Raw genomic sequence first — 21,823 nt, forward strand, 5'->3', positions numbered from 1 at the left:
CACCGGCCACGGAGACCGGCCCCGGCATGCCCACCGGCACCGTCGCCCGCGCCGCCTCGTGGACCTCGACGGTGCGCTCGTTCGGGGCAGCGCCCAGAGCCCTCCTCGCCGCCTCGTAGGGCTCCCGCCTTTTAGGATCAGACGGCAGGTAGTGCGCGTATTCCGGATGGCGGACGAAGAACTCCGCCACCGGTTCCTTCAGGATCGCCTGTCCCCGCCTGATGTCGCGCAGGTAGAATCTGGTGGCCGCCAAGTCCTGCTTGCTGATCCGCCCGGTCGCGCGCGCCGCGAGGAGCACCGCCCACTCAGCTCCGGTACGCTTCTTCTTCTTCGAATTCGGCGGACCCTGCGCGGCTTCCCACTTCTGCGGATCTTCCAGCCCGGCGACGATTCGTCCGCTCACCGTGCCCTCCACAATGTATTTCGCCGTATAATCTGGATGATTCCTGAAGAAGTCTAGCTGCTTCTCGCCGATTTTCTTCTTGCCGGCCTTGATGTCACTCAGGTGGGTCGAGACACTATTTCTCAACTCACTGTCGTGGAGCTCGCCGATCGAGCGTAATTTCAGGAGAACCGCCCAGTCGGCATCCGTTCGAACCCGCCCCTTCGGCTCGGCCGGTAACTCGGGGATCACTCCTCTGGCATCGAACCCGTCCAGCGTGGCTCGATTTCCCGACCCGCTCGGAAGATACTTACCTGCAAATTCCGGATGCTCGGCAAAGAACCGAAGTTGGTCTCGCCTCAGCAAAGACTTGTCCCGCTTGATGTCGTACAGGTGGTTCTTGACCGACCGAATTTCTATCTCGTCGTTCAGTTCGCCTCGGGCAAATCTCCGCAGGAGTTCTGCCCACTCCAGATCCGTACGGTATTGAACGTACTTGACGTGCTTGGGCGCGCTGTCCCCGCTCCCGTCCAACGGCGCGGCCAACCAGGAATCATCTGGCCACCAGGAATCATCAACAAAATCCGCATCCGACACTGCGACCTCCGCTGGTCTCGACTCGTCGGTCACCTGACGGACGCCGACCGGGTTCGGTTCGAACCGAGGCGACCACCGGTGCCAAAGCCGTGGCAGCCGACCGGGACCCGGGTCGGGGCGGGGGGCGGGGGGCGGCGTCGGAGGCGGGCTCGGGGCGGCGGCATAACGGCGGGTGGGTCGGGTAGGCGTGGGGGTCCGAGACGTCAGTTGATCAGGAGATCCGCATGCCTTTCGTCACCGTTGGCGCGGAGAACCTCGCGCCCATCGACCTGTACTACGAGGACCACGGCACCGGGCAGCCGGTGGTGCTGATCCACGGGTTCCCCTTCAACGGGGCGACCTGGGAGAAGCAGGTCGGTCCGCTGTTGCAGGCCGGATACCGGACGATCACCTACGACCGGCGCGGCTTCGGCAACTCCGCCCAGCCCAGCACCGGGTACGACTACGACACCTTCGCCGCCGACCTGGACGTCCTGCTGACCGAGCTGAACCTGACCGACGTGATCCTGGTCGGGCACTCCATGGGCACCGGCGAGGTGACCCGCTACCTCGGCACGTACGGCTCGGAGCGGATCAGCAAGGCGGTGCTGGCCGCGCCGCTGGCGCCGTACCTGTTGAAGACGGCGGACAACCCGGAGGGGGTCGAGCAGAGCCTCTTCGACGGATTCAAGCAGGCCATCGTCGCCGACCGGTTCGCCTACCTGACGAAGTTCTGCGACAGCTTCTTCAACTACCCGGAGAACCGGGGGAAGCTGGTCAGCGAGGAGGCGTACCGGGCGCACTGGGACATCGGCGCGCGGGCCTCGGCGATCGGCACCCTGGAGTGCGTTGACGCCTGGCTGACCGACTTCCGGGGTGACCTGCCCCGGATCGACGTGCCGGTGCAGATCATCCAGGGCGACCAGGACCAGGTGCTGCCCTACCCGAAGACCGGTCAGCGGTTGCAGCCGATGATCGCGGACAGCCGGCTGGTCACCCTGCGCGGTGCCCCGCACGGCATCCCGTGGACCAACGCCGAGGAGATGAACCGGGCGATGCTCGACTTCATCGGTCAGCCGGCGATGGCCCGCGCCTGAGACGACCGGGGACGGGGCCGGTGCGGGTCCGGCCCCGGTCGACCGACGCGGCCTCGGGTGATCCCCGGGGCCGCGTCACCGCGCCCGCCCGGTGGTGGGACGTCAGCCGCCGAGGCGGTCCAACTCCTCCTCCACGATGGACGGGTCGAGCTTGCGGAAGACCGGCTTCGGTGCGGTGAGCTGCCGACCCGCCTGAAGGGGAACCGACTCCCACCGGGCCCCGACCGTGTAGTCCCCGGTCAACACCGGGTACCCGGGTCCGCCGTCGAGGTCGTCGACCTCGACGATCGACGGCATCGGGGCGTGTACGCCGGTGCCCCCGAGCAGCTCGTGGATCTTCTGGGCGGAGTGCGGGAGGAAGGGGGTGAGCAGCGTGTTCGCGTCGCTGATCACCTGGAGGGCGACGTGCAGGACGGTCCCCATCCGGGGCTTGTCCTCCTCGCCCTTGAGCTTCCACGGGGCCTGCTCGGACAGGTAGCGGTTGGCCTCGGCGACGACCTTCATCGCCTCCCCGATGGCCTGCTTCTGCCGGTGCCTACCGATCAGGTCGCCGACGGTGGCGAACCCGGCCCGGGAGACCGCCAGCAGCGCCTCGTCGGCGTCGGTCAGCCCGGTCGGGTCGACAGGGGGGATCGCGCCGAAGTTCTTCGCCGCCATCGACACCGACCGGTTGACCAGGTTCCCCCACCCGGCCACCAACTCGTCGTTGTTGCGGCGGAGGAACTCGGCCCAGGTGAAGTCGGTGTCGTTGCTCTCCGGTCCGGCCACCGCGATGAAGTAGCGCAGCGCGTCGGCGTCGTACCGTTCGAGGAAGTCCCGGACGTAGATGACCACCTTGCGGGACGAGGAGAACTTGCGCCCCTCCATGGTGAGGAACTCGCTGGAGACCACCTCGGTGGGGAGGTTGAGCCGACCGAGCCGACCGGGCTCACCGTCCCTGGCCCCCTCCCCGGAGTAGCCGGAGAGCAGCGCGGGCCAGATCACCGAGTGGAAGACGATGTTGTCCTTGCCCATGAAGTAGTAGCCCTGGGCGTCCTTGCCGGCGTCGTCGGTCGACCACCACCTGCGCCACGCCTCCGGGTCGCCGGAGCGGCGGGCCCACTCGATGGAGGCGGAGAGGTAGCCGATGACGGCGTCGAACCACACGTAGATCCGCTTGTCGGACCGGTCGACCCAGCCCTCCAGCGGGATCGGCACCCCCCACTCCAGGTCCCGGGTGATGGCCCGGGGCTGGAGGTCGTCGAGGAGGTTGCGGGAGAAGCGCAGCACGTTGGGCCGCCACCCCGCCCGGGTGTCCAGCCACTGTCGGAGCACGTCGGCCAGGGCGGGCAGGTCGAGGAAGAAGTGCTCGGTCTCGACGAACTGCGGGGTCTCCCCGTTGATCTTCGATCGGGGGTCGACGAGGTCCACCGGGTCGAGCTGGTTGCCACAGTTGTCGCACTGGTCGCCCCGGGCGCTGTCGTACCCGCAGATCGGGCAGGTGCCCTCGATGTACCGGTCGGGCAGGGTCCGGCCGGTGGACGGGGAGATCGCCCCCATCGTCACCTTCGGCACGATGTACCCGTTGCGGTGCATCCCCTCGAACAGCTCCTGCACCACCGCGTAGTGGTTGCCGGTGGTGGTCCGGGTGAACAGGTCGTACGACAGGCCGAGGCCGTGCAGGTCCTCGACGATCACCCGGTTGTACCTGTCGGCCAGCTCGCGGGGGGTGACCCCCTCGCTGTCGGCCTGCACCTGGATCGGGGTCCCGTGCTCGTCGGTGCCGGAGACCATGAGCACGTCGTGACCGGCCATCCGCATGTACCTGGCGAAGACGTCGGAGGGAACGCCGAAGCCGGAGACGTGACCGATGTGGCGGGGGCCGTTGGCGTACGGCCAGGCCACCGCCGCGAGAACGTGACTCATGACCAGCAAGCCTAGTGACCGGCCCACACCGACCGCGAACCTATGGGCAGACCACGCCGTCGTCACACCCCCACGACTCTGCGCGATCGGTGGCGATTTGTCGTCGACACGCCCTCTGAGCTGCCCTCCGACCCCTCCCCTGTCGGTGTCCAATGAACATCGTGACTGGTAGAGGCACCGCCCGTGAGCACAACGACAGTCGATCGGGAGCGACAGAGGACGTCCGGCCGTCCCCGCCTGCGGGCCCGCCGGAAGAGGACCCCACAGCCGTCACCCAGCCCATCGGGACGGTGGTCGAGACGGAACCCACCACCGGCGCCCCGGTGGACGCCGTTCCGAACCGGGTGCCGATCCGCCAGAACCGTCGGGGACGGCTCAAGGACGCGGCCGACGACGACGCGTTCTGGCTGCCGATCGAGGAGGTGCACTGGGACGGCACCCCGATCCGCCCCGACCCCCCGAGCCGCGCCACCGACCCGGGCACCGGCAACCGCCGGGGTACGCAGAGCCGGGTACGTCGTGCCCCCCGCCCGCCCGACCCCCTGCCCGGCCTCTCTGCCGTGCTGGTGTTGAGCCTGCTGACGGCCTTCTTCGCCTGGGTCACCGCCGGGCCGTTGTGGATCGCCGTCGGCCATGCGACGACGGGGACGGTGGTGATCGGCGAGTGCACCGGGGGTGGGCTGACCCAACGGTGCCGGGGCACCTTCGTCGCCGACCGGTCACGGTTCGTCGCCCACGGGGTACGCGTCACCGGCGTGTCGACCGAGCACACCGCCACCGGCACCGAGCTGACCGCCCGGATGACCGGACCGGGCGGTGAGACCGCGTACGTCGGCACCGGTGTGGTCACCCACCTGCGGTGGCTGCTCGGGCTGGCGGCGGTGGGGGCGTGCGCTGTCGGGATCGCCAGGTACGGCGGGGCGACCCGGCTGACCGACGGAAAGATGCGACGCTGGGCGATCGCCGCCTCCCTCGGCGGCCCCCTGCTGATCACGCTCGGTTTCCTGGTCACCGCCATCTGACCGGGGACACCGGCGGCCACCTCCTCGGCGGGGACCGCCGCCCGAGCGCACACCGCCGCCGCCTCGGCGGGGACACCGGTCAGTCGGTGGCGTGGACGATGCCGTAGACCTCGCGGCGGCGCATCCCGTACGCGGTGGCCACCTCGCTGATCGCGTCGCGGCGGGACAGCCCGGCGGCCTCCTGGTCGGCCACCTCGGCGCGTAGCGTCGCGTCGTCGGGCCGCTGCGCGGCTGCCGGCGGCGCCCCGGCCACCACCAGGGTTATCTCCCCCCGGGGCGGGTTCTCGGCGGCCCAGGCGGCCAGGTCGCCGAGCGGGCGGCGGACGACCTCCTCGTAGGTCTTCGTCAGTTCCCGGCAGAGGGCGGCCGGACGGTCCGGGCCGAAGACCGAGGCCAGGTCGGCCAGGGCCCCGGCGATCCGGTGCGGGGCCTCGAACAGCACCAGGGTCCGTTCCTCGGCGGCCAGCCCGCGCAGCCGGGACCGGCGACCGGCGGGGGTGCGGGGCAGGAACCCCTCGAAGCAGAACCTGTCGCAGGGCAGCCCGGAGAGGGCCAGGGCGGTGGTGACGGCGCTGGGGCCGGGGGCGGCGGTGACCGGTACGCCCGCGTCCAGCGCCGCCCGCACCAGCCGGTACCCGGGGTCGGAGACGCTGGGCATCCCGCCGTCGGTGACCAGCGCGACGAGATATCCGGCGCGGAGGACGTCGACGAGTTCCGGGGTACGCCGCTCCTCGTTGCCCTCGAAGTAGGAGACGATCCGACCGCCGACGGTGACGTCGAGGTCCCGGGCGAGCCGGGACAGTCGGCGGGTGTCCTCGGCCGCGACCACGTCGGCGGCGGCCAGGACCTCGCGCAGGCGGGTGGAGGCGTCACCGGGGTTTCCGAGCGGCGCGCCGAGCAGCACCAGCCGACCGCACTCCGACATGTCACCCAAAAGAGGCACTCCTTCATCGACGTTCGTACCGGTATCGGGACGACAGGCGCCACCGGGCACCTTCGCAGCCTACGATCGCCGGGTGACGAGTGCGTCGACAGCGCAGAGCGCGAACGCCGACCGGGCCGATGCGGCGACCGGCGACACCGGACCGGCGACACCGGATCCGGCAGCGAGGACTCCCCCGTCCGGCGGGGGCGGCGGCGTCGGCATCGTCCGCCGCCGACTGGCCACGATCGACGCCCGGCTGGACGTCAACTCCTGGCTCGCCACCGCCGTGGTGGTGGCGATAGCGGCGATCCTACGGCTGGTCGGGCTCAGCCACCCCAAGGGCAAGATCTTCGACGAGGTCTACTACGCCCGCGAGGGGTGGCAGCTCGTCGACAAGGGCGTCGAGTGGAACTACAAGGACGACGTCGCGGCGTACGTGGTCCACCCGCCGCTGGGCAAGTGGCTCATCGGGCTCGGCGAGTGGGCGTTCGGGTATTCCGACGCCGAGCAGGGCATCAATGTGCCCGGGGCGCTGATGACCACCGCCCCCGAGTTCGGCTGGCGGATCTCGGCGGCCGTCGCCGGAATCGTGTCGGTCCTGCTGCTGGTCCGGATCGGCCGACGGATGTTCCGGTCCACCCTGCTGGGTTGCACGGCGGGCCTCCTGCTCGCCCTGGACGGCTTCCACATGGTGCTGTCGCGCACCGCACTGCTCGACATCTTCCTGCTGCTGTTCGTCCTGGCCGCGTTCGGCGCCCTGGTCCTCGACCGGGACGCCCGGCGACGCCGGTGGGCGCGCGCCGTCGACGCCGGACTCGACCCGTCCCGGCCCGGCCGGGCCGGACGTCCCGCCGGCGGATGGCGGAACTGGCCCTGGTGGCGGCTGGCCGCCGGGGCGTTGCTCGGCCTGGCCGTCGCGGTCAAGTGGAGCGCCCTGTACTTCCTGCCGGCCTTCGGCCTCCTGGCACTGTTCTGGGAGGTCAACCTGCGCCGCTCGGCCGGCGTCCGGAAACCGTGGCGGGACGCCCTCCTCGATGAGCTGCCCTGGATGGTCCTGGCCGGGGTGGTCATGGTCCTGGCCTACCTCGCCACCTGGTCGGGCTGGTTCCTCACCGACCACGGCTACTACCGCGACCCCGCGCAGTACGCGCACGTCACCGCCCTCAGTGACATGCCGGTCATCGGCCCCCTGAAGAACCTGTGGGAGTACCATCTCGCCGCGTACGGCTTCCACAGCGGCCTCACCGAGTCGCACAAGTACCAGTCGTGGCCGTGGCAGTGGCTGCTGTTGGGCCGTCCGGTCGCCTTCTACTGGAACGGTGACGGCCCCTGCGGGGCGGCGGCCTGTGCGGCCGAGGTCCTGCTGCTCGGCACCCCGCTGCTGTGGTGGTCGTTCCTTCCGGCGCTGGCCGGGACCGCCTGGCTGGGGCTGGCCCGCCGGGACTGGCGGGCCGGGGCGATCCTGCTCTGCACCGCGTTCGGTCTGCTGCCCTGGTTCTGGTTCGCCCTCGACGGGCGGACGATGTTCTCCTTCTACACCGCGCCCGCCCTGCCGTTCCTGGTGCTGGCGGTGACGTACGTGTTGGGTGCGATCGCCACCCCGGGCCCGGTGTCGCCGGCCCGGGCGACCACGGGATCGGGCGACACGTCGGCCCGATCGGACTCGGCGTCGGGGGGTGCGACGGCGGTGGCGACAGCGGCGACGCAGACCGAGGCGGAACAGGAACGGGCCGATCGGCGGCTGGTCGGTGGCCTGATCGTCGGCGCATATGTGCTGCTGGTGGCGCTCTGCTTCGCGTACTTCTATCCGGTGTTCGTCGGAAAGGTGATCACGTCCGCCGAGTGGTCGGCCCGGATGTGGCTGGACGGCCGCTGGATCTGAGACCCCGAGCGGGCCGGAAACGAAGAAGCGCGCCCCGATCGCCTGCCACGGGGGAAGCGGGCGATTGGGGCGCGCATGAGCAGCTTAGCCACCAGGGGCGAACCGCACAATGGGGCAGGTGATTCGGATTTCCGACGGATGCGATGCCAACCGAATGGTTTACATCCTGCAGCTAACGTACCGTCATCCGTCGATCGCGCCTCGCGCAATTCCCACCTCCTTCTCCCGGCGGCGGTCGTCCATACACGGGGCCACGCGAGCGGCCGGGGTGGAGTACGGTCGTCGCATGCTGCTCGGGGGGCGTGATGCGTGACCTGCTGCCACCGCAGGTGGCGGTGGCGGTGGCGGAGCCGCCGGACTTCACCGCACCACTGTTACCCGCCGAACGGGCCGCGTTGACCGAGTCCGCGGTGACGAGTCGCCGACAGGACTTCACCGCCGGGCGGGTCTGCGCCCGGCGGGCGATGACGGCCCTCGGCCTGCCACCGACGCCGGTCCCCTCGGCCCCGGACCGGTCCCCGGTCTGGCCGACCGAAGTGGTCGGTGCCATCACCCACACCCGGGGTTACTGCGCCGCCGCCGCAGCCAGGGCCACCGAACTCCGGTCGGTCGGGATGGACGCCGAGCACCACCGCACCCTCGAAGCAGGGGTACGCCGACTGATCTGCCTCCCCGAGGAGGAGGAGCGGATGTCCCGGCTCCCGACCGGGATCTCCTGGCCGGTGGTGGTCTTCAGTGCCAAGGAGACCGTCTACAAGGTCTGGCACCCGGTGGTCCGCCAGTGGCTCGACTTCCACGACGCCCTGGTCGACCTCGACCCGGACTCCGGCACCTTCACCGCACGGATCGCCCCGGCCCGGGTCGACGCGGCAGAGGTGCCCGCACCGCCCACGACCATCAGTGGCCGGTTCGTCGTCGACGGGGACCTGGTGCGTACCGCAGCGGTGCTGCACCTGCCCTGAGCCTCGTGGTCGGCGGCCCGCCACCGGGCAACATGTTCTCGGCCTGATGTTCCCGGCCGAACAGAGGACGACCGGAGAGCAGCCCGCCCACCAGGATCGGAGGGTTGCCGGGGCACGGTAGCGTCCAGGCTGTTCGAGTTTCTCCAGGTCCCGAGGAGTACGGTGAGCCACCCCCAGCCCCCATACGGGCCGCAGGACCCCAGCCAACCGGCTCAGGAGCCGTCGAACCAGCCGCCCCCTCCCGTCGACCCGACGGCTCCGCCGCCGCCGAACGATCCATGGGCGCGCCCGGCCGACGGGCCACCCCAGGACGACCCGTGGGGCGCGGCTGACGCGTGGAGTTCACCGAGTCCCGCGTACCCACCGACCCCGGCGTACCCGCCGACCGCCCCGTACCCGTCGTCTCCGGGGATGGGACAGCCCCCCGCCGAGCAGCAGCCCCCCGTCTCCGGCCAGCCGTACGGCCAACAGCCCCCCGTCTCCGGTCAACCCTACGGCCAGCAACCCCCGGTCTCCGGCCAGCCGTACGGGCAGCAGCCTCCCGTCTCCGGCCAGCCGTACGCGCAACACCAGCAGCCTCCGGTCTCCGGGCAGCCGTACGGTCAGCAGCCCCCGGTCTCCGGCCAGCCGTACGGGCAGCAGCCTCCCGTGTCCGGGCAGCCGTACCCACCGCCGGTCTCCGGGCAGCCGTATGGGGCGCCCACCTCCGGTCAGCCGTACCCGCCGCCGTCCGGGATGCCATACTCCCCTCAGGGCGGGGCGGCCTACCCGCCAGCCAAGATGGCCTCCGGCGGGCACTACCTGGGCGCCCCCCACGCGCCACCGTCCGGGTCGGGCGGCAAGACGGCACTGATCATCATCGCCGTCGTGACGGCGTTCCTCCTGCTCTGCTGCGCCGGTGGCGCCCTCGCGATCATCCTCGGTGGCGACGACGGGTCCGAGGAGAACTCGGCCGAGCCCAGGCCGTCGGCGACAGCTCCGGCCCCGTCGCCGTCGGCCGCCGAGCCGACCACCCCGGCCCCCACCACCGCCGCGCCGACCACTCCCCCGGCCTCTCCGGCCCCGCAGGGCGAGACGTACAACATGAAGGCCGGTTCCACCCTCGTCCTCAGCGACAACGACGGCGACCTGGAGATCACCGTCAAGAAGTTCACCACCAGCACCAAGGGGTGCCGCTCCTTCTCCCCCGACCCGAGCAAGGGCATGTACCTGATCGCCGAGGTCGACGCGGAGATCACCAAGGGGACCTCGTCACTCAACCCGATCTACTTCGAGTGGGTCGCCGCGGACGGCACCACCACCAACGGCCTGGCCGGCATCCTGGCCGGTTGCGGGGACTCCCTCGCCTCCGGCAACAACCTGCCGGCGGGCACGAAACGCAGCGGGACCGTGGTGTTCAACGTGGCCGACACCAACGGCGTCCTCCAGTACAACCACAAGTTCCAGACCTCCGGCTCCTGGAAGCCGTAGCGCCTCCCCGACCCGTACGCAACGGGGCCGGTCCCACCCCAGGGACCGGCCCCGCCGTCGTCTCGTGCCGACCCGGGTTGAACCGAACGCGGCACCCGCCCGTCATGGATGACGAAGCCGAGACCCACAGGAGGAAACAGTGCAGCCTGAACTCACGGTAGAGGAACTGAGAGTCCTCGATGAGATGGTAGCCAACTTCAACTACTCGGTCGGCCACGAGCAGGGCAATGGCGCCTCGGTCGGGGATCTCCAGAACAATGGCGGAGCGGTCGGCGATGTCCAGGACAATCGAATGACCGATCCCCAGCGATCACCAGCGATCTTCAGAGCGGCTCGGAGCGACAGCGAGTGGGCCGAACTTTATTGCAGACGCCTCGACCCGAACCTCGACAAGAAACAAAGCGAGCAGATCAGAGGACGCCTCAGATACTTAAAGAGTAAGCCCGCGAAAATCGGACGAGAGCAGTTGCAGTTCTTTGCCGAAAACCCAGATCTCGCGGAGCGCTACCTCCCACCCGGATCTCCGAATCACGCAACGCTCCAGACGTACCTGAAAACTCGTGGAACAGCCCCTGTCGAAACGGCGCAGCAAGCTGCAATGCAGCAGACAAACCGGAGTAGCGGACGAAGGGGACGCCTCGACGCGTCGGAATGGGCAGCGCGCCTCGAAGCCTGGGGGAATGGTTCGCTTGATCCTGAGTACTACACCAAAACCGCACGCCACCTGAAAAATGTTTCAGGTGGCCACACAAAATTGAGTGAAGAAGAACTGGAGGTCATGCGGAGGTACAAGAACCTTCAGTGCCACCTCCCAGTTGGGGCGGCGCAGAGTGACTCTGCCAGCGTTCAGCAGGCCGCGCGGCAGACAGCTCCGGTGACGTGGCCGGCAGGGCCTTCCACCACAGATTCCCGCAACGTCGAAACGGCCAATTTGCACACCGAAACGACCGCTCCGCAAAAATCCAGAAAGCGCCACAAGAGCGACCAAGAATGGGTCGATACTTATTGTGAGCTTACCAACGGAGAGGCTGACCAAAGACAACGGAAGCGGATCATTGATCGATTAAGAGACATCAAGGTTCGGGGCACTCACCTCGGCCCACGTCAGCTGGAATTCTTTGCCGAGAATAAGGAATTAGCGGATAGATACCTCCCTCCCGGGTCTCCGAATCACGAGCAGCTTCAGAGGCACCTCGCGCAGAAGATCGTGCAGACTCATCCTGGCCCCGGAAATTTCATACCAGCCGGGTGGGCGCCGGGTGGGTGGGCGCCGGGTGGTTCTGCCGGTGTGCAGCAGACCGCGTGGCAGACAACTCCGGGGGCGTGGCCGGCCGGGCCGTCCAGCTACTCGCCGCCCGCCGGAGGATTTCAGTACCCCGGCACCCCGTCGACCTCCCACGGCCAGGGCCGACACTGACGATCCTCAAGACGTAGCGGCGGCCCCGGGACCCGGACGTTCGTGGGGGCCAGCCCGTCAGTGGGCGACGACCACCACCGCGTCCGGGTCGACGTCGGCGAGTTGGCCCGGCCGGACCACGACGTACAGGACCACTGTCGCGGCCACCATCCCGCCGGCCACCACCACCGCCATCGCCGTCGCCCCGGTCCCGAAGACCCCGACCAGGGGGGCCGCCACCGCGCCCACACCGAACTGCACCGCCCCGAGCAGGGCCGACGCCGTGCCGGCCGCCTCACCGTGGCGGGACAACGCCAACGCCGGAGCGTTCGGCATCGCCAGCCCGGCCGCCGCGAGGACCACCCAGAGGGAGGCCAGCAGCAGGGGCAGCCCGCCCAGTCCGGTCGCCGCCACCGCGAGCAGGACCAACCCGGCCACCGTCCCGCCGAGAAGGGACACGGTGAGGATCCGCTGCGGCTGGAAACGACGCAGCAGCCGGACGTTGAGCTGGGTCGCCCCGATCAGTCCTACCGCACCCGCGCCGAAGGCGATGCCGAACTCCTGCTCGTTGAGGCCGTACTGTCCCTGGAGCACGAACGACGACCCGGCGACGTACGCGAACAGCGCCGCCATCGCCAGCCCCGCGACCAGGACCAACCCCACGAACGGACGGTCACGCAGCAGCGACCCGTACAGCTTCACCGTGGCGGCCACCCCGCCACGCCGCCGCCGCTCCACGGGGAGCGTCTCGGGCAGGCCGAGGGCCGCCACCACGACGAGGATCACCCCGAACACGGCGAGCGCCACGAACACCCCCCGCCAGTCGGTCCACCGCAGCAGCCCGCTGCCCAGCGTCGGGGCGAGCACCGGGGCCGCTCCCATGACCAGCAACAACCGGGACAGGAGGGTGGCGAACGCCTTCCCGTCGAACAGGTCCCGGACCACCGCCATCGCGACCACCGACGACGCCGCCACACCGAGCCCCTGGACCACCCGGAGGGTGCCGAGCACCGCGATGTTCGGGGCGAGGACGCAGAGCAGCGACGCCACGATGTGCAGGGCGATCCCGGCGATCAGCGGCTTGCGTCGACCGACAGCGTCGGAGAGCGGACCGACGAGCAGCTGGCCGAGAGCGAGGCCGACCAGGGTCCCGGTGAGGGTCAGCTGGACCTGGGACGTGGTGGTCCCGTAGTAGTCGACGATGGCCGGGAACGCCGGCAGGTACATGTCGATGGTCAGCGGGCCGATCGCGATCAGCGACCCGAGGACCAACACCAACCGCACCCGCTGGCGGGTGCTCATAAGGTCGCCGGGAGTAGACGTGGTGACCTTCAGTTCGGCGGTGGCGGTCATCGGGCCACCACCGAGGGGTCGGTACGCGTACGGCGGGCGGGGTTCGGCACAGCAGTCACACCTGGCTCCAAATCCTGATCCGGCACGGTGATTCCCGCTCACCAGTTAGGTAACCGAGGTCACAGCGCTCCGGCGGGCGAATCCCACACAGGCGTAACGGATTCTGCCCTCATGTCGTCTGTCGACTGGTTCCGCCACACCACCAGGGGCGGTTCCGCGCCGCCATCCCGTCGGACCACGTCGCCGCCGGACTCAGCTCCTGGTGACCTGGACGCTACTTCGAGTGTCCGCGACCCGACAGGTTGAACACCTTCTTGTCAGATCGACAAAAAGCTATGGTCGACTGGTGCCTGACGACACGTGGAAACCACCCCGGATCCTGCTCACCGTCGATCTCGTGATCCTCACCCTGCGCGGTGGCCGTCTGCACCTGCTTCTCGTGCGGCGCGGCGTCGAGCCGTTCGCCAGGCGGGCGGCGCTGCCTGGTGGGTTTCTTGCCGACGAGCGCGAGGACATCCTCAGTGCCGCCCGCCGGGAGCTGCGGGAGGAGACGGGGCTCACCGACATCCCGCATCTGGAGCAGCTCGGCACCTACGGCGACCCCGACCGTGACCCTCGTGGACGCGTGGTCTCCGTCGCACACCTCGCCGTCGTGCCGCGCCTTCCCGAGCCCATCGCCGGAACCGACGCCGCAGCCGCCGAGTGGACTCCGACCGACGACGTACTCGCCGCGCGGGTGCCGCTCGCCTTCGATCACCTCCGCATCGTCGTCGACGGGGTGGAACGTGCCCGCTCCAAGCTGGAGCACACAGGGCTCGCTACCGCCTTCTGCCCCGAGGTCTTCACCCTCACGGAGCTGCAGCAGGTCTACGAGGCCGTCTGGGGCACGCAGCTCGACCCCCGCAACTTCTACCGCAAGGTTCAGGGCACGGAGGGCTTCGTGGTCCCCGCCGGTCCGCCCCGGGCCACGGGCACCGGCCGCCCGGCCCGCGTCTACCGCGCCGGTCCGTGCCGGGACCTCTACCCACCAATGATCCGTACGGCTTCGACCGTCGCAGCCAGAGGAGACGAGAGATGACCAGACCTGTGGTCGTACTCACCGCACTGGACCTTGAGTACAACGCAGTCCGCGAACGTCTCACGAAAGTCGAACCGCACGTGCACCCGATGGGTACGCGCTTCGAGCGTGGCACCGTGGCCGGAGGGTCGTGTGAGGTCGTTCTCGGCCTTGTCGGCAAGGGCAACCACCCCTCCGCCGTCATCGCCGAGCGCGCCATGACCGAGTTCGATCCGGAAGCGGTCATCTTCGTCGGCGTGGCCGGGGCGCTCTGGCCCTCCGTCGGCCTCGGCGACGTCGTCGTGGCCACCCACGTGTACGCCTATCACGGCGGCACCAGCGAGAGCGATGCGTTCCGCACCCGACCTCGCGTGTGGGAGATCCCCCATGCCTGTGACCAGCTCGCCCGGCACCTTGAGCGGGAGCGGGGCTGGGCGCGGGGCCTCGCCGGAGTAGTGCCCCGGGTGCGATTCGGCCCCATCGCCGCCGGGGAGGTCGTCCTCGACTCGGCGTCCTCGCCCGAGGCAACGCGCATTCGTGACCACTACAACGACGCGTTGGCGGTGGAGATGGAATCGGCAGGGGTCGCCCAGGCCGCCCACCTGAACCGCTCCCTGCCGGCCGTCGTCGTCCGCGGCATCAGCGACCGTGCCGACGGAACCAAGGTCCACACCGACGGAGAGAACTGGCAGCCGCGTGCCGCCGCCAACGCCGCGGCCTTCGCCCTCGCGCTCGCTCAGGAGCTTGAGACGCAGCATGGCTCCTCCCTTCGCCGTTCTCAGAAAGAAGCAGGTGACACATTGATGTCCGGCTCCGTCAGAAACGTCGCCAAGGGCAACGCTCACGTCGGATTTCAGGCACACACCGTTCACCACGCGACCGTCTACGGCGCGCCGGGCGGTCCCGACCGGGAGACATTCCACGACCAGCTCGCAGACCTGCGCACCTTGCTCCGTAAGTGCCATGAGGCGGGTGACGTGGACACCGTCACGTACCGCGCGGCGGAGCAGGAGTTGGACGTCGCCGCCGCCGACGTGCCTCCGGCCGACGACGAGGCACGGAGTCGGGCGACCACGGCCCTGCGGAAGCTGCGCGGCCTGCTGCTGGACTGGACGGACCTCGCCACGCGGGTCACGGGGCTCATGGCGGCTCTGCGGGATCTGTCATGAGCGCCGAACCGCAGGAGACGTCGTTCACCAACGTCGCCGACGGCGATGCCCGGGTGGGCTTCCAGGCCCAGGAGGTCCACATCGAGGGCGGATACCACGTCAGCGACGACGACCCGCCTGAGCGGCAGTTCGAGGTCGGCCTCCGCTACCTGGAGATCAGCGCTCCGCCCGAGGCGAGGGAGCTGATCATGAAAGCGGTCGTCCGGGGCTACAAGAACTCCCGCTCCTACTTCTACCTGGCGCTCGCACTGCTCAGCGGCCGTACCGTGCAGAGCCTGACGGACCAGGAACTTGCGCAGTTGGCACATGTCCGCCGCTGGGCCACGCAACGCTCCGAGGATCCCTGGGCCAGGGGCATCGATGTCGTCGGCTCGCTGCTGGACTCACTGCCGCAGACCACGGCAGAGACTCCCGATCCGGCCGCGATCGGAGCGGTGGTCAAGGAGTTCGAGTCGCTCGACCCGCCCCTACAGGCAAGCATCCTCAACCACCTTGAGGTCTTCCTGGCCGGCCCACACCAGGACTGGACCTGGCAGAAGACGTTCGCGGCCGCCCGGCGGAACAGGACGGCAAAGGACCGGACGGAGCGCGTCTGGAAATTCTTCCAGCCCAAGCCGATACCTCCCCGGCCGGTCCAGCCACCCCCGGTCCGTACGGACACGGCGGACTACCTACGCGCCTCAGGCGGCTCGGCACTGCTCCTCGTCACGGGCCTGTTCGTGGTCTACTGCGCCTGGTCCCACTCGTGGCCCCGCGCGGCCGGCTACCTGACGGTGGCTCTTGGAGCCGCCGTCGTGGCGGCCCGGGCGGGATTCACGATCAGGCTGGCTCAGCACCGACGCCGGGTGGCCCGCCAACGTCTCACCTTCACACCCCAGCGTGTTCCCACACAGTCCGACCGGTTCGCCTCGGCGATGGACTCCCTGTTCGACCGCTACTTCGCCCGTTACCTGCCGCCGGGCATGGCCCGCGAGACGTGGCTGGCGGAGACGGCGGGCATCCGGCAGTCCCTGCGCAACGAACTGGTCGAGCTGTACCGGGAGCAGGCGGTCGACGCCAAACGGGTCGCATGGCTGGTGAGATTCCTCGTCAGCGACGTCAGGCGGCTGTGGCTCAGCGGTGAGCTCACGGCACATCCCGAGAACTCCAGAGTGCGATCCTCGACCCGGACCGCCTTCGGCGCGGCCGTGGTCGCCCTGGGGGTGGCCGGGCCGCTGCTCCTGTGGCAGTCCCTCGTCGAGGCACCGATCACCACGGTGATGGCGACGGCTGGCGCCGTGGCCGGGGTTCGGCTCGCCATCCAGGGCTGGCAGACGATCCTCCTTGAGCGCCACCGGTACCGAGACGACCTGGTCCGGGTCCGGCACGACTATGAAAACCGACGCGCGGCGTACGACAGGTGGGTACGCAAGCTGGCATCGAAACCAACCGATGCGGAGATGGCACACTGGCTCGACTGCGATCGAAAGATCCTGGTCCAGGACACGCTGCGGCACTACCACCTCGCCGCGCAGGACGTGATAGCGCACGCCTTCATCGAGGCGCCGGTCTCCGGGTGCAAACGTGCCCGAGTCAGCAACGGGCCCTGGCGCTACTCGCGGTACAGACTTCTTCTCTTCCTGCTCACCAAGGACGGCGTCCGGCAGGTCACTGTCACCCTCGACTTCGAGACCACGGGATTCGGCGATCAGCAACGCCTCACCTACCAGTACAACTCGGTCGTGGCGGCGCACGTCGTCGATGCCCGCAACGGCGAGAAGAAGCTCTCCCTGACCCTGACGAACAATCCCCGGGACGAGCTGACAATCACTGGTGAGTGGCCAGGCATGCCGGAACTCGGCGATGACGACCGCATCGCCTCCCAGGTCTCCCTCGACGCCTCGGGCCTTGAGCGCACCCTGCATGTGCTGGAAGGAATCGCCGCCGAAGGCAAAGAGTGGATCACCCACGAGAACCGCCGGGAACGCGCCGGCCTCCGGCGGCTCGTCGCAGCCATGGAGGACTGACACGCGATGCTGCCCGCTGGCGTGGTCAGCGCCAGCACTCAGGCACCGTGATGCATGTGCCCAGAGATAGAAGAAATCGAGGCCCTGGTCGGTGTTCTTCCCGACCAGGGCCTCGATGGTGGTGGAGCTGAGGGGATTTGAACCCCTGACCCCCTCGATGCGAACGAGGTGCGCTACCAGTCTGCGCCACAGCCCCTCCGTCGGCGTACCGACGTAGGTCCCACCCAGCTGCACCGGGTGGGCCGCCGACAAGGCTATCAGTCGGCTCACCTCCGCAGCCAATCCACCCCGCCCCATCGCCTCCGACCAGCGAAACGATGACAGGAACTGGCCCTCGGAGGGGCCGAAACCCACCAAAATCAGCGTGAAACGCGACGCGCGGCGCGATCCGCGTGAACGCGACGCGGCACGAGCCGCGTGAACTCGACGCGGCACGAGCCGCGTGAACTCGATGCGGCACGAGCCGCGTGAACTCGATGCGCGACGTGATCCACGTCGACACGGGTCAGGCGGAGTGGGGGTTGTTGCGGCCGGAGGAGTACGGGCGGCCCCGCAGCCCGCCGGCCCGCCGGTACGACACCGAGCCGCCCCCGTTGGCCACGGCGGGCAGGTCGGCGGGGCGGTCCAGGCCCATCGCCGCACGGCGTACCCCTTCGCGTTGGGCGGCGAGACGGCGCTGCGCCTCCCGACGGGCGGCGGCCCGGCGGGCCTGTTCCCGGCGGACCTCGGCCTGCCGGGCGGCCAGCCAGGCGTTCTCCCGGGCCTGCTGCCGCCGTCGCCGCCGCTCCGCGACTGCTCGTCCGCGCAGGTGCACCACGTATGCGAGCAGGAGGGTGCCGGTGACCGAGAAGCTGATCCAGAAGCCGGGGCCGACCACCACCACGCCGATCAGTTCGACGAAGTTGAGCAGCAGCAGGGCGGCGAGGACCCGGCGTCGCCGGTAGACAGCCGGGGTGTGTCGACCCGGTGGCGGGCGGCGGGGGGCGCGCCGGCCCGAGGGCGGTACGGACCGGAGCCGTTTGGCCCGGCGGGCCGACCCGCGTCGCCGGGTGGAGCCCGGGGCGGGGGAGACGGGTGCGGCGGCACCGACGCCGCCGCCCGAGACCGGTTCTGCGGCGGGGCCGGGGCGGCCGGTCAGGTTCGGGTCGCCCCGACCGGCGGTGGCCGGGTCGCCGTCACCCGTGCTGTCCGGGTCACCGTGGGCGGTGGTGGCCGGGCGGGCCCCGGAGACGGCGAGCCCGCCGGTGACCGGATCCTCGGTGAGGGTGACGACGAGGGCGCGGGAGGCGTTGACAGGTCGGCGGCCCGGGACAGTACGACGCCGCCGGCGGCGCTGGAGTACCCGCGCCGTCGACTGCGCCCGCTCCGCCACCAGCCGCTCGGTGGCGTCGTACCGGCGGACCAGCGCCGGGGCGAGGGCGAGCAGGCCGGCGGCGGCGAGGACGGCGAGGAGCACCGAGGTCGGCACCCTCACCCCTCCCGTCACCAGTTTCGGGGCAACCGCCTACCCACCGCACGATCTTCCGCCGACCACGGATGGACGCTGAAGATCCTGCGGGCGGTCAGCGCTTGCCACAGCTTTCAGTCACCTGAGGTTACGGGGTGTCCGACCTGGAAGTTTGTCCGCCGCGCCGGGCGGACAGGCCCGGCGACGGGACTCACAACTCAGTCTCCGCCGACGCGAAGCCGATGCCAGCGGGCCAGGAGGCCGCCTTCGAGGGCGACCTCCTCACTGGTCATGGCGTATCCGATGTGGTCGCGCCAGGCACCGGCGATGTGCATGTATCGCACGTGGTACGACTCCTCGCGGAACCCCAGCTTTTCCACCACCCGGCGGGAAGGCTTGTTCTCGGGGCGGATGTTGACCTCCACCCGGTGCAGGCCACCCGGGCCGAAAGCATGATCGACGGCCAGCGCCAGAGCGGTGGGGATCACTCCCCGACCGGCCACCCGGGAGTCCACCCAGTAGCCGACGTACCCGGAGCAGAACGCCCGCCGGACGATGCTGCCCACGTTGAGGTGACCGACCAACCGTTCCTCGCCGCCGTCGCGGAGACAGACGGCGAACGGCATCCCCTCACCGGAGTTCGCCGACCGGCGCTGGTCGCGGTACACCCAGCGGAATGCGGCAGGGGAGTTCAGGTCGTGCCACGTGCCGGGCATCGCCGACTCCCAGGGGGCCAACCATGCCTGGTTCTCCCGGCGTACCTGCGACCAGACGATCGCGTCGGAGCGTCGGTACGGCCGCAACACCACCGGTCCGTCCGCCAGCACCACCGGCCACCCCGGGGCCTGCCTGAACCAGCTCACTCGGCTGACCCTTCCCGTCGAGACTACGACCCGCTCACCGACGACGGTCCAACAGGAGAACGTCCACCGTGGAACCCGCGGCCGCGCTGGTCACCCGTTCGCCGAGCACCAGCAGACCGTTCGCCTCGGCCAGTCCGGACAGTGTGTACGGGCCGCCGCTGAGCGGTTGCACAGTGTACCCACCGCCCCGACGCTCGGCGACGTGGGCCGGTCGGAACTCGCGTAGTCCACCGGGGGAGGTGACGGTCTCCAACAGGTGCGCCCGGACCCCGGGTCGGAACACCGGTTCCGCCCCCGCCAGCAGGTTGATCGCCGGACGGGCCAGCACCTCGAAGCCGATCATCGCGGCGCCGGGCTCGCCGGGCAGGCAGACGACAGGCACCTCCTCGGCGCCGACGGTGCCGAAGCCGAGGGCCGCGCCCGGGTAGAGCGCCACGTCGGTGAAGGTGACCGGCCCGGCCCGGCCCCCCTCCCGGCGGGACAGGATCCGCCGCACCATGTCACCGGGGCCGGTCCCGGTCCCCCCGGTGGTGATGATCAGATCGGCTCGCAGGGTCTGGTCCTCCAGCAGACCGCGCAGCCCCTCCGGGTCGTCGTCGCAGATCCCCACCCGGTACGCCAACGCACCCGCCTCGGCGGCGGCGGCGGTCAGCGCGTGCGAGTTGGCGTCCACCACCTGACCGGGCTGGCTGGCCCGACCCACGTCGACCAGTTCGTCGCCGGTGGCCACCACCACCACGCGGGGGCTGGGTCGAACGACGACGTGCCCGATGCCGGTGGCGGCCAGCACCGCGACCAGGGCCGGTGAGACGTACGCCCCGGCCCGGGCCAGCAGGGTGCCGACGGGCAGTTCCTCCCCCGCCCGCCGCAGCCCGTAGCCACGCTTGGGCACCCGGTAGATCTCCACGGCGGCCATGCCCTGGTCGGTCCACTCCACGGGCACCACCACGTCGGCGGCGATCGGCAGCGGGGCACCGGCCGCCACCGAGAAACAGGCCCCCGGCGTCAACCGGACCGGCCGCCAACTGGCCGCACCGAGGTCACCGACCACGTTCAGCCGGACCGTGCGGCCCCCCGGATTGCGGGAACCGGCCGGGGCGTACGCACCGCCCCGGCCGGTTCCGGCGAGATCCTCCCAGCGCGCCGCGTACCCGTCCACCGCCGCCTGGTCGAAGGCGGGGAAGGCGTGGGGGGCGACGACGTCCTCGGCGAGGACGTTGCCGTACGCCTGGGTGAGGTCGAGGTCGAGTGGAGGCAGCGCACGTAACCTGCGCAGCACACTGCCCAGGTAGTCGGCGAGCGGCGTCAACTCGTTCGCGGCCGCCTCGGCGTCGGCCGTCGCGGTCATGTACTAGGCCCGCCCGACGCGTCGGCGTTGACGAACCCGGCCAGCCACGTACGGAACTCGGCCCCGAGGTCGTCGCGCTCGGCGGCGATCTGCACCACCGTCTGGAGGTAGCCCAGCGGCATCCCGGTGTCGTAGCGGGTGCCCCTATAGACGATCGCGTGGACCGGTGTCCCCTCGCTGCGCAGCAGCTCCATCGCGTCGGTGAGCTGGATCTCCCCGCCGCTGCCGGGCTTGGTCCGCCGGATCGCGTCGAAGATCCGGGCCGGCAGGACGTACCGGCCGAGGACGGCGAGGTTGCTCGGGGCCTCCTCCGGGGTCGGCTTCTCCACCATGCCGGTGACCCTGACGACCTCCCCGATGTCGGTCAGCTCCGCCTCGGCCGGCTCCACCGAGGCGATGCCGTACCGCTTGGTCTCGGCCGGGTCGACCTCGAAGAAGGCCAACACCACCCCACCCGTACGCGCCTGGAGCTCCAACATGGCCGGCAGCAGCGGCTCGGAGGGCTTGACGAACTCGTCACCGAGCAGGACTGCGAAGGGGGCGTCCCCGACGTGCGACTCGGCGTACCCGACGGCGTGGCCGAGGCCCAGCTGTTCGGGCTGCCGGCAGGTGTAGATCTCGGCGAGTTCGCTCGGGCGTCGCACAGCGGCCAGGCGGTCGGTGTCTCCCTTGGCCTCCAGCCGGGCCTCCAGGTCGGGGCGGCGGTCGAAGTGGTCCACCATCGATGTCTTGCCGCGTCCGGTGATCAACAGCACGTCGGTGATGTCGGCCTGGGCGGCCTCCTCGACGATGTACTGCAACACCGGCCGGTCGATCACCGGCAACAGTTCCTTCGGCACGGCCTTGGTGGCGGGCAGGAACCGGGTGGCCAGGCCAGCGGCCGGAATGACGGCCTTGACCGCGCGTCGAGGACCGGTTGGAGGGGTGGCCGATGAGGGGTTCGCTGAGTGCTCCGACATGCCG

General features: G+C 70.1%; 17 protein-coding genes and 1 tRNA gene. 9 read left to right on the forward strand and 9 right to left on the reverse strand.

Features of this window, described 5'->3' with window-relative positions; genetic code table 11:
* Positions 1-1,012: hypothetical protein (locus tag ABT336_RS08445; RefSeq protein ID WP_350895868.1), on the reverse strand; the 1,012-nt coding region annotated here is incomplete at its 3' end.
* Positions 1,013-1,203: 191 nt separating this feature from the next.
* Here ABT336_RS08445 and ABT336_RS08450 point away from each other — a divergent pair.
* A complete protein-coding gene (locus tag ABT336_RS08450; protein WP_350895869.1) occupies positions 1,204-2,055 on the forward strand; it encodes an alpha/beta fold hydrolase in 852 nt (283 codons plus the stop codon).
* 102 nt (positions 2,056-2,157) lie between these two features.
* On the opposite strand, the gene metG is transcribed toward ABT336_RS08450, so the two are convergent.
* Positions 2,158-3,960 carry a methionine--tRNA ligase gene (gene metG, locus ABT336_RS08455; protein WP_350895870.1) on the reverse strand — a complete coding sequence of 601 codons (1,803 nt, stop codon included), beginning with the start codon at positions 3,958-3,960 and terminating at the stop codon, positions 2,158-2,160.
* A gap of 290 nt (positions 3,961-4,250) precedes the next feature.
* On the opposite strand from metG, the gene ABT336_RS08460 reads away from it, so the two are divergent.
* Positions 4,251-4,982, forward strand: coding sequence for a hypothetical protein (locus tag ABT336_RS08460; protein ID WP_350895871.1), 732 nt, complete (start codon positions 4,251-4,253; stop codon positions 4,980-4,982).
* 79 nt (positions 4,983-5,061) lie between these two features.
* Here the strand turns inward: ABT336_RS08460 and rsmI are convergent, their stop codons facing one another.
* Entirely contained in the window at positions 5,062-5,907 is an 846-nt protein-coding gene (rsmI, locus tag ABT336_RS08465) for a 16S rRNA (cytidine(1402)-2'-O)-methyltransferase (RefSeq protein WP_502891139.1), read from the reverse strand.
* A gap of 91 nt (positions 5,908-5,998) precedes the next feature.
* Between rsmI and ABT336_RS08470 the strand changes: the two genes are divergently transcribed.
* The 4 genes from ABT336_RS08470 (at position 5,999) to ABT336_RS08485 (ending at position 11,638) form a co-directional block, all read left to right on the forward strand.
* Complete coding sequence (locus tag ABT336_RS08470; protein ID WP_350895873.1) at positions 5,999-7,789, forward strand: dolichyl-phosphate-mannose--protein mannosyltransferase; 1,791 nt, start codon at positions 5,999-6,001, stop codon at positions 7,787-7,789.
* 305 nt (positions 7,790-8,094) lie between these two features.
* The gene (locus tag ABT336_RS08475; RefSeq protein WP_350895874.1) at positions 8,095-8,751 is read left to right on the forward strand and encodes a 4'-phosphopantetheinyl transferase family protein; all 657 of its coding nucleotides are present in this window, start codon (positions 8,095-8,097) and stop codon (positions 8,749-8,751) included.
* A gap of 411 nt (positions 8,752-9,162) precedes the next feature.
* On the forward strand, positions 9,163-10,221 hold the full coding sequence (locus ABT336_RS08480) for a hypothetical protein (RefSeq protein WP_350895875.1): 1,059 nt from the start codon (positions 9,163-9,165) through the stop codon (positions 10,219-10,221).
* Between the two features lie 139 nt (positions 10,222-10,360).
* Positions 10,361-11,638: a hypothetical protein gene (locus tag ABT336_RS08485; protein ID WP_350895876.1), complete on the forward strand. Its 1,278-nt coding sequence runs from the start codon at positions 10,361-10,363 to the stop codon at positions 11,636-11,638.
* Positions 11,639-11,695: 57 nt separating this feature from the next.
* On the opposite strand, the gene ABT336_RS08490 is transcribed toward ABT336_RS08485, so the two are convergent.
* Positions 11,696-12,970: a multidrug effflux MFS transporter gene (locus tag ABT336_RS08490; protein WP_350895877.1), complete on the reverse strand. Its 1,275-nt coding sequence runs from the start codon at positions 12,968-12,970 to the stop codon at positions 11,696-11,698.
* A 346-nt stretch (positions 12,971-13,316) separates the two neighbouring features.
* On the opposite strand from ABT336_RS08490, the gene ABT336_RS08495 reads away from it, so the two are divergent.
* Genes ABT336_RS08495 through ABT336_RS08505 form a run of 3 tightly spaced genes read left to right on the forward strand, consistent with a single transcriptional unit; the run spans position 13,317 to position 17,202 of the window.
* Complete coding sequence (locus tag ABT336_RS08495) at positions 13,317-14,048, forward strand: NUDIX hydrolase (RefSeq protein ID WP_350895878.1); 732 nt, start codon at positions 13,317-13,319, stop codon at positions 14,046-14,048.
* Positions 14,045-15,196, forward strand: a complete 1,152-nt coding sequence (locus tag ABT336_RS08500; protein ID WP_350895879.1) for a 5'-methylthioadenosine/S-adenosylhomocysteine nucleosidase family protein — start codon at positions 14,045-14,047, stop codon at positions 15,194-15,196. Before ABT336_RS08495 ends, ABT336_RS08500 begins: the two co-directional genes overlap by 4 nt.
* The gene (locus ABT336_RS08505) at positions 15,193-17,202 is read left to right on the forward strand and encodes a hypothetical protein (protein WP_350895880.1); all 2,010 of its coding nucleotides are present in this window, start codon (positions 15,193-15,195) and stop codon (positions 17,200-17,202) included. The genes ABT336_RS08500 and ABT336_RS08505 overlap by 4 nt, the downstream gene beginning before the upstream one ends.
* 119 nt (positions 17,203-17,321) lie before the next feature.
* On the opposite strand, the gene ABT336_RS08510 is transcribed toward ABT336_RS08505, so the two are convergent.
* From ABT336_RS08510 to ABT336_RS08530, 5 genes are all read right to left on the reverse strand, one after another.
* Positions 17,322-17,398, reverse strand: a tRNA-Ala gene (locus ABT336_RS08510).
* A 309-nt stretch (positions 17,399-17,707) separates the two neighbouring features.
* A complete protein-coding gene (gene sepX, locus ABT336_RS08515) occupies positions 17,708-18,670 on the reverse strand; it encodes a divisome protein SepX/GlpR (RefSeq protein ID WP_502891137.1) in 963 nt (320 codons plus the stop codon).
* Between the two features lie 197 nt (positions 18,671-18,867).
* Positions 18,868-19,476 (reverse strand): GNAT family N-acetyltransferase, encoded by a 609-nt coding sequence (locus ABT336_RS08520; protein ID WP_350895923.1) that lies wholly within the window; start codon positions 19,474-19,476, stop codon positions 18,868-18,870.
* A gap of 70 nt (positions 19,477-19,546) precedes the next feature.
* Positions 19,547-20,860: a molybdopterin molybdotransferase MoeA gene (locus tag ABT336_RS08525; RefSeq protein WP_350895882.1), complete on the reverse strand. Its 1,314-nt coding sequence runs from the start codon at positions 20,858-20,860 to the stop codon at positions 19,547-19,549.
* The gene (locus ABT336_RS08530; RefSeq protein WP_350895883.1) at positions 20,857-21,819 is read right to left on the reverse strand and encodes a UTP--glucose-1-phosphate uridylyltransferase; all 963 of its coding nucleotides are present in this window, start codon (positions 21,817-21,819) and stop codon (positions 20,857-20,859) included. Before ABT336_RS08530 ends, ABT336_RS08525 begins: the two co-directional genes overlap by 4 nt.
* Between the last annotated feature and the right edge of the window lie 4 nt (positions 21,820-21,823).

The sequence above is a fragment of the Micromonospora sp. NPDC000207 genome (genome assembly GCF_040300925.1).
GTDB lineage: Bacteria > Actinomycetota > Actinomycetes > Mycobacteriales > Micromonosporaceae > Micromonospora.

Coding starts and splice junctions, on each gene's coding strand:
- ABT336_RS08450 (WP_350895869.1), top strand. CDS start 1,204: ATGCCTTTCGTCACCGTTGGCGCGGAGAACCTCGCGCCCATCGACCTG.
- metG (WP_350895870.1), bottom strand. CDS start 3,960: ATGAGTCACGTTCTCGCGGCGGTGGCCTGGCCGTACGCCAACGGCCCC.
- rsmI (WP_502891139.1), bottom strand. CDS start 5,907: ATGTCGGAGTGCGGTCGGCTGGTGCTGCTCGGCGCGCCGCTCGGAAAC.
- ABT336_RS08475 (WP_350895874.1), top strand. CDS start 8,095: ATGCGTGACCTGCTGCCACCGCAGGTGGCGGTGGCGGTGGCGGAGCCG.
- ABT336_RS08480 (WP_350895875.1), top strand. CDS start 9,163: ATGGGACAGCCCCCCGCCGAGCAGCAGCCCCCCGTCTCCGGCCAGCCG.
- ABT336_RS08490 (WP_350895877.1), bottom strand. CDS start 12,970: ATGACCGCCACCGCCGAACTGAAGGTCACCACGTCTACTCCCGGCGAC.
- ABT336_RS08500 (WP_350895879.1), top strand. CDS start 14,045: ATGACCAGACCTGTGGTCGTACTCACCGCACTGGACCTTGAGTACAAC.
- ABT336_RS08505 (WP_350895880.1), top strand. CDS start 15,193: ATGAGCGCCGAACCGCAGGAGACGTCGTTCACCAACGTCGCCGACGGC.
- ABT336_RS08525 (WP_350895882.1), bottom strand. CDS start 20,860: ATGACCGCGACGGCCGACGCCGAGGCGGCCGCGAACGAGTTGACGCCG.
- ABT336_RS08530 (WP_350895883.1), bottom strand. CDS start 21,819: ATGTCGGAGCACTCAGCGAACCCCTCATCGGCCACCCCTCCAACCGGT.